The 8,304-nt window shown below is 36.9% G+C and carries 5 protein-coding genes; all 5 read right to left on the bottom strand.

Going from position 1 to position 8,304, the window contains the following annotated elements; translation table 11 throughout:
- Positions 1-8 precede the first annotated feature (8 nt).
- The 5 genes from AC2IP4_RS21620 to AC2IP4_RS21600 all read right to left on the bottom strand — a co-directional run bounded on the left by AC2IP4_RS21620 (position 9) and on the right by AC2IP4_RS21600 (position 8,253).
- Positions 9-2,477 (bottom strand): DNA topoisomerase, encoded by a 2,469-nt coding sequence (locus AC2IP4_RS21620; protein ID WP_486317195.1) that lies wholly within the window; start codon positions 2,475-2,477, stop codon positions 9-11.
- Positions 2,478-2,492: 15 nt separating this feature from the next.
- Positions 2,493-3,017: a transglycosylase SLT domain-containing protein gene (locus AC2IP4_RS21615; protein ID WP_486317194.1), complete on the bottom strand. Its 525-nt coding sequence runs from the start codon at positions 3,015-3,017 to the stop codon at positions 2,493-2,495.
- Between the two features lie 12 nt (positions 3,018-3,029).
- Positions 3,030-6,065, bottom strand: a complete 3,036-nt coding sequence (locus AC2IP4_RS21610; protein WP_486317193.1) for a type IV secretory system conjugative DNA transfer family protein — start codon at positions 6,063-6,065, stop codon at positions 3,030-3,032.
- 218 nt (positions 6,066-6,283) lie between these two features.
- Positions 6,284-7,690 carry a secretion/conjugation apparatus DotM-related subunit gene (locus AC2IP4_RS21605; protein ID WP_486317192.1) on the bottom strand — a complete coding sequence of 469 codons (1,407 nt, stop codon included), beginning with the start codon at positions 7,688-7,690 and terminating at the stop codon, positions 6,284-6,286.
- Between the two features lie 14 nt (positions 7,691-7,704).
- Positions 7,705-8,253 (bottom strand): hypothetical protein, encoded by a 549-nt coding sequence (locus tag AC2IP4_RS21600; RefSeq protein WP_274440630.1) that lies wholly within the window; start codon positions 8,251-8,253, stop codon positions 7,705-7,707.
- Between the last annotated feature and the right edge of the window lie 51 nt (positions 8,254-8,304).

Below are 8,304 nucleotides of genomic sequence, written 5' to 3'. Positions count from 1 at the left end.
TCTGTCACCTATTTAGTTCTAAGTTTGTTGATTAAATTCATGGTTTGCTTGCGCGATTTATAGATTAATTTTGATACTGGATAGCGATGCTTAGCCGCAAGGCGTTTAAGCGTATTGATTTGCTCATCTGAAGGGGTTAGCTTCTTTTTACACTCATCGATGAATACATGACACTCACTGGCCGTTTTCTTGGCTTTTTCGGGCATTCGTATCCCTGATTGTTTTGATAATTTTATCGCTTTGAGCATCTGGGCTTGTGTTGGAGGGTTTGAGCTTTTTCCTTGTATCGCCTGTTTACGGATATCAATTCGACGCTCATCACGTAAAGTATTATTACATGTTGATAACCCTGATTGTTCCAACTGCTCTTTCATACTGGAGTGCATAACTGAAGCATTAGCAAGTAGCCATTTCTCTGCAAGCGAATTACTATTTAATACTTGAACAGGGAGCTCAAGTTGCTTCAATCTAGCTAACTGTTTAACCTTGAAAATTAATTCTTTTGAAGGCAACGTATCATTTCCAGACGAAACGCCCTGTACATTACGTCCGTAACGTTTATTCAAAAATTTAATGTATGTTTCTAGTTGAGTGTATATTTTTCTAATAAACCCATCACGCATCTGTTTAGCAAGTTCAAGATCATTACACGTCTCTATCTTATAGAACTCATGTTCCCATATTGCTGTTGTCACAGGGCTTTTAAATTGGTTCGGTAACGTACTTAAAATGGCTTTTCCTTTACCTGTAATAATAATGCAACGACGTTCATCAATAATTGAAATTTCAACATAATCACGCTTAAGTAAAGACGCTACAATTTTATCTCGTGTTGAAGCAGAACCAAGCCCTTTTGTTTCATGCAGTAATTTGGCAACTACTGGATCTGAAACTTGATCCCCAACCTTAAGCATGACTAATGGGATCTCATTTTCTGCATAATATTGAGGGATATCTAGCGCCTCAGCTCTGACATTGATTTTATCCAATAAGATAATATCGCCTTCATTTAGCGCTATGTATTTGCTTTTACTTTTCTCTAGATTTGAAGTGTATGTAGATTTTTCAAATGAGAAAGGGGCGTCTTGCTCCCCCAGCATTCCATTCTTATCATTGGCAAATTTTCCAGTGACCGTTGTTATACAAACAGACTTCTCCCCCTCAAGTGCCGAGGTGAAGCGTTCGCATATTTTGGAATAAACAGCGATTTCAGTATCAGTTAAATTTGATAAATTCGCTTGTGCCGAGGTTGGTGATAATGCCGTATGAGCGGCTGAAATATCATTGCTTTGATTATTATTATCTGGTAATGCATTTTCAATTAACGACTCATGTTTTTCTAAAAAACCTCTTGATGATTTAGAGGTTCGGTCTGACACAGAATTAAGGTTATTGTCCATACTGGCAAATAAAGCGCTTAATTTATCAGAAGTCATATCATCGTCAGGTAATGCCGTCTCATCTGTTCTTGGATAAGTAATCAATCCCTTTTCATACAGTGATTGTAAAACATCAAGTGTTTCAGTTGGCGATAATTCTTTCATATCAGCTTGCATTGAAGCCGTATCATACATATCTGGGGCTGCGACCATATGCATTTCATTGATGACTGATTCAATAACAAATTCATCATTGAGTGATTTTTGTTGAATATATTTTTGAGCTAGACGTGGATCAGATAAAGCCGATGCTGGTAAACCAAGTCGCTGCCAATCATAGTAAAAAGTAACCTTAGCCCCTGATTCCGTTCTTCCTTCGACGTAAGGGCAATGAACTTGCTTTAACTTAACATTTTCAACAAGACAACACTGATCATCAATCAGTTGTAATACAGGAATAAGTACTCTACCGACAGACACAACACTTTTTTGTTTATCTGTATAGCCAGCAAGCAAAGGATGTAAGCACCCTTTTCTACCATAGAACGTCATAACCGATGTTAATAATGCATAACCTAAATCGCCACATAACCGAGCTTGTGCTGAATAATGCTTAGCCTTCGTTTTTCTTGCATCAAACAAATTGTCATACGCAGCGTGGATCAATGACTGAGTAATACCTTTACTCAAATCTAAACGTAAAACTACAGCACTGGTTTGAGCAGAATTAAACAGATCATAAAAAATACGTTCGCCTTCTTTATCTGGGTCGCATGCGTTTACAATAACATCATGCTCTTGCATGAGCATAGGCACACGCTCACGCAAATAACCTGTAGATAACGATCTTTTACGAACACGAATAGTGTAATCAACCGTTGGTAGCATAAACAGCTCTGTAGGCAACGATTCAAATGGTTTCGGGTTCGACCAAGTATACAGTTCATCTTTTAAATGCTTTGGTTGAAATAAATGACCTTGAGAATATGCAATGACATCCCCTGCCTCATTATAAAAGAATGGCCATGAGAACTTCTCGAATTTTAAAACCTTCGCTAATACATGAGCCATGCGATATTTTTCAGCAACGATCAACATAAATTCACCGATTCATTACAAGTTGATTAGATTCATTACAAGTTGATTAGATTCATTAAAACGTTCTTTTTCTTTTTGAAGTCGTTTGTATTTTTTGGTGATGTGCTTTCTATAAACAAAGTGAGGCGCTTTATTCTTTGCATTCACAAACCAGTGATAATTCGCCATTGCTGTTAATGCATTTTTCGCAGTACCTTGACGTAATTCTATTATTTTCGTTCCAACAAATACGTTATCGCATAAGTCATAAAGTACTCTTGACCAATCAACCTTAAATCCTAAACGTAAAAACTCCTCAGCCCATGTTTCATAGTTAATCTGCATCTGCCCTATATCATGCGTACCATCACTTTTATTTCTACGGTATTCCCCTGTAGTTCCAGCTTCTTGCTTTGCAATGGTATAAATATAATCAGGGTGGATTTTATAGTGTCTCGCAGCTTTAATTACACAGGTAGCTAGCTTTTCACCCTTATTGGCCTTGTATTCATAAAAAGCCAAATCCATTGAAGTAATGGTGTTATCTATAGGGATATCCATATCTCTTCCGTCCTAATTCATGTCACCAAACATATCGTTCAATAGATCATCTGCCATTGAGCTTTCTGTTTTGGTTATTGTTGAATGTACCGTTTCTACATAATGCTTTGCGTCATCTTCACTTAACGAATCCAGTACTGGCTTTTCTATGTAATTAGATGGCGCTATATATGCTTCTTTAATCTCTTCGAAATTCAAGCCTGTTATTTGTTCACCATCATTAAATAATTTGGTCACTGTTTTGCTAATCGCTAACTCGCTTTGTTGCCCACTAGAATCAGAAACATTCGAATCATTACTCTCTTGAGTTTCATCTGTTTGGTCACTTTCATCATTTGCGTTATTAGCTTCTGAATCACTACCTTCAAGCGTTCGACCAAATGGTAAAGACTCGCTTTGATTATTTAAATGAGATTCAAGGGCTTCACCTGAAAGTAATAAATGAGATAATGACAACTCTTCAGTCTCTTCATCATCACTTAGTGCTGGTATAGGTTCCTGTTTTTCTGAAAAATACGCTAAATAATCATCATCAATTTCTGGTCGTTCATCGTCTCCGAAATCAAATTCACCGTTAACCTCAGCATTAAACGTGACACCGTCACTCGTCGTTTCATTTTCATCATCATTAATAAGAGGGAAATCACTAACACTTTCAATTGAAAGCCCTAAAGACGAAGCGTTTCTTTTCATAATAGCTTCAGGTGTTAAGTCGTCTTCTTGAGTGTCTTTGGTTTTATCTTCTATTGCCTTCTCTGGGGTATTAGAGCTATGACCATGCGAAGGCAAAGATTCATCACTTTGAGCGCTCTCTGTATCATTGGCTTGCTCTGGTGCGGAAAACTCAGAGAACTCAGAAAAATCATCTTCCGTTGGCTCACTAACAATCACTTCATCGTTATTGCTTGTTATTACATGACGAACATCTACATCAACATTCCCCGTTCTATGCTTCAATTCAGACGTATTTTCTAAAGCACTTATTGCACTATCAAAAGTATCTTCTTGATCTAATAGCAGCTCATCAACGAGTGTGTAAGTCATGATATGAAGCAAATGACGATACTGACTTCCAATATCTTTTGCGGCAGCTAAATTAGAATTTAAAGTGTCAGTAAATGCCTTAATAACTGCATTAGATGATTCTGTTTCATCAATCTTATTAAGGGTATTCGCTTTAACTTGATTATTCATATTCAGCATTGATTTAACACGCTCAACGTCGTCATCAGGTGGTGTTAACAGTTCTGCGAAGATATTTAATTTAAAATAATCTAATGTGCCATCTCTTTTATCATCAGGAAAAAATGTTGCTGATTTAAATGGAGTAACGCTACCACGATAAAGATAGATACCTTCCATTGGGTCAGCCGCAGCCATATCACGAGCATCTATCAACTCTTCTTTCGATAATTGCAAACGGTCTGCATTTCTCCAACCAAAAGTATTATTCGCTTGTAATTCACCTAATTGAGTAGAAACAACAGAACCAACAGATTTAGAAATCAATTCCATTGTTTCGTATACATCTTGAGTAGAAAATAAGAACTTGTTGTTTAAGTTAGCAAGTGACTGACGACCTTCCGATTCCCCTGCATCATAAATACCTTTAAGCGATTGCCCAAGCATTGAGATAGCCACATTAGATGAGCGAAGTAATGATAAAAACTGACTCATACCACGAGTGTAATAGTTAAGAACCTCATCAAAAGAGATCCGAACAGGGATAATTCTGTTTGAAGGTAAAGCATCAACCACTTCAAGCTTAGAACCTTGGATCTTAAACCCTAATAATGGAGCACAGGCTGGACGTAACGCGCCCACAACCATACGCCCCAATTCGGCCATAGCATCAGGCTCTTTTTCAATTGAAGGAAGTAACACAATTACAATTTGGCCATGCGCTATTGCATTACGTAAATTAATATCACTTCCTGTTGAACAAAATATATGCCCTAACGATTCAACCATTTCATTGATTGTTTTTGCGAGCATTGAACGGTTATAAGTATGTTGTTCTTCTGCCTTAGCATTAATTTCAAAGCCTTGATCTACATCCATCGCAAAATGAGCGTCTTCGACGGCATTCAATGTTTTTAAGTATTCGCGTAAAGGCTTAAGTACATCGAGAGGCATACTATTATCAGCCGCTAACCTAAACATGGTTTTTAATTCAATATTTCTTTGAATTACAGCCGCATCTAACGGTTCACCCAGCTCATCACGACGCCAACAAAGAACAGAGAAAACCCCTGTAAGCATGGTATTGGCACGGTCTCTAAAGAAATCTGAGTTACCACCCTCTGAGCTTCGACCAAAGGACATGATTAGCCCTCTCGCTTCTTCTTTATTTAAAACTGAAAAAGGCTGGAATTTATTTGATGACCAATCATCATCTAACATGGCCTTTAAATCTTGGGTTATACCACCAGTTAGAAAGTTTAGAATTCGAAGATCATGAATACGGCCAGCACGAACTATATAAAAAAGAAAATCGTACAAGCCTGCTATAGAGCCTTTACCATCAAAAAGCAGCATAGGCGCACCGTATTTAAAATGGCCATGCAAACACGTTTGATATAATTGAGCATTTTGAGTAACTGTCTTACCTGACCCTGTAGTTCCTAAAATAAGACTCATTCGAGTCTCTCTATCAATAGGGATCCACATCTGGCGGCCAAACAATAAATCATAGCCAATCAACATAAATGCTTTGAGCTTATGTTGTTTTTTGTTTCGTCCATCTTCAGGAATCCACCCGTTACCTTTAGAAAAAGTCGGTGCAGATATTAGATAATCAAATTGAACACTAACGGCATAGATACCAAACAATAAAAATAGAACGAAAATAAAATAACTATATGATGGTAAAAACAACACAGCTAAAGCAGCTAAAAAATACAACACATCTAGAACACAAGGGATTAAAGCAATAATGCGAGCATAAATAGGCCTCGTATCAATGTGACGTGATTTATTCTCAAATAAGTCATTACTCATTGCTAAACGGGTTTTTTGCTTAAAGGTACTCGCAATTGGATCAGACATGCAATCCTCCTCGTATCAGTATCAACATAATCATTTAGCAACCTTCGTGTCATTAAATGAAGCTGAGTTACAAAGAAAAGGAATTTCAATAAATTGTTGCGAATAAATGTGACATAAGAAAACGGACTCTTTCTCATTTAATTGATCATGATGAAAGTCAGTGCAATGAGAACAGTTTTTATTGTGTTCTAAATGAGTGAATACGTTTTCTGTTAATATCATAAATTTGGCTCCAGCTTAGATTTTAATAAACTCATTGCCTCTTTATCGTTAAATTCAAATGCACGAGATTCTGACAAGTCATTATCCTTAAGCATTTGCTGGTTTAACTCTTCAATAAGGTTACGTCTTGGTGGCTTTTTCGCAGCTATACGCATTGCATCTTTTTCCAATACGCTAATTCCAGTATCTACATACGGCTTAATTACTTTTTCACCTGCCAATTTTTCCATAGACCAATGCGCCATAACCCCTAAAGCTTCATAGAACGGTTTCTCTTCACTGGCGCTATATAAGGTAAAATACAAAATACGATCACGACGTTGGATCATATAAAATTCAGTTGATGCGATAATTGCATTAAGACGCACCACCCTTAGTAGCTCAACTAAATAAGTTCTTCGATAGGCATGACGTTTAGTAAGATTTAAAACAAAATCAGCAAGAGGTACTGACGGGTGGTTATATCGAGCGCAAAGCGTATCAAAAACACTTCGTTCGATACCGTTGAACAATAAGCGTAATTCAGAAGCCGTGCCGTTATATTCACGGCCATTATTAATTAAGCCATCTAAAGAGAATCCACCTTGAATCTTTAGTTCCTTCGTTTCAGGGTCTTTAACCACAACAAGCTCAATTAATTCACCACTTTTATCAAATAATCGTGGTACAAAATCCTCATCCAAATAATAGCCACCATGTGAAGGGGGATCTGTTATCTGACGTTCAAGAGATATTCGAGCGCTAATACGACAAAAATCTACCTGCTTTTTATAGCGGTTGATAATGGCAATAGGCCTAAATGATGTTTCTTTTTTATTTAATTCTGCTTCTGAATGTTGCTCTAATTCTTCATTAGAAGCGTTCATAGGTGGGCAAGCTTCAATATAAGTTTGAGGTGAAATAGCTTGAGCATGTCTATTGTGATAGTCACAGCGATTCGAAAAATCATACTTACGATTATTTTTTAACGGATTATCATGAACCAAAGACTCTAATGATTCAGATTCATCAGCATACTGCTCTAAAAGAGTTTGGACATTAAACTCCCCTGTGACTTTCTGTGAATTAAAACGCATACGAACAGCAATAACAATTAACACCCCTGCATATAGGAAACGCAGATATGTATTTAAGCTTGCTTCAAATGCAGAGACAAACTTCCATCCAATTCTATTTGGTGGTGTTTTTTCAAGTTGAGAAAGGAAATGTTCGAAATACTCAATACCGACCAGTTGAAAAGTCGCATTCCACCACCACAACTCAAGTAATCGCATGCCACGCCACACCGTTATGAATTTCTCTGAATGCATATATAGCATTACAATGACTAAAGTTAAGACAATTAGCCAACTAAACCATGCTCCCAAAACTTGAAATGCGCCATCTGGTTTATTCTCTTGCACTTTAATTCCTCCCCTTAGCTTTTCGCTTTAAATTCTAGCCACATATTACGGACTAGTTTTTTAGAAAAACGGAATAACCAAACCAAAAAATATCTAACAGGATCAAGAAGTCTGGTCATTGGTGGAAGGCCCAAGTGCATGCGAACAGCGTTGGATATGAAGGCCAAAAGTAAAAATAAAATAGGGAAAGGAACTAGATATAAACTGTTATTAACAATAAATGGGGGAACCGTAGTACTGCTGTAAAGACTGAAGATAATAAAAGCAAGGAAAAGGGTCGTAATGACAAATCGTATGCAGAGCTTGCCAATAGCGCTAAGGTAACTAGCCATTAACGCTATAACATCACTGTCTTCTCTTTTTTTGAGCTTTCTTGCATAAAGCAATGAAGATGCGCCCAAGATAGAAAAAAGTATGACACTAACAAATACTGACGTTATAACAATAAACATATAAGCATAAATAAAAGACTTACTAGGTGAATTAAACCATTCAGCAAATTTACTTGGCTGAGTAGAGTGTTTTCCATCTTCTTTTAAGTGTTCTGCATCTAAACTTGACATGATTACATTTCCATATGATTTATATTTTTTTTATAATACACTTACACAGGG

This window comes from Aliivibrio thorii, assembly GCF_057368585.1.
Note: the sequence above shows the minus strand (reverse complement) of the source record. Positions and strands in the feature narration are given on the sequence as shown.

Excerpts from the sequence above, each read along its gene's own strand:
- AC2IP4_RS21620 (WP_486317195.1), bottom strand. The coding sequence starts at position 2,477 with ATGTTGATCGTTGCTGAAAAATATCGCATGGCTCATGTATTAGCGAAG.
- AC2IP4_RS21600 (WP_274440630.1), bottom strand. The coding sequence starts at position 8,253 with ATGTCAAGTTTAGATGCAGAACACTTAAAAGAAGATGGAAAACACTCT.
- AC2IP4_RS21615 (WP_486317194.1), bottom strand. The coding sequence starts at position 3,017 with ATGGATATCCCTATAGATAACACCATTACTTCAATGGATTTGGCTTTT.
- AC2IP4_RS21610 (WP_486317193.1), bottom strand. The coding sequence starts at position 6,065 with ATGTCTGATCCAATTGCGAGTACCTTTAAGCAAAAAACCCGTTTAGCA.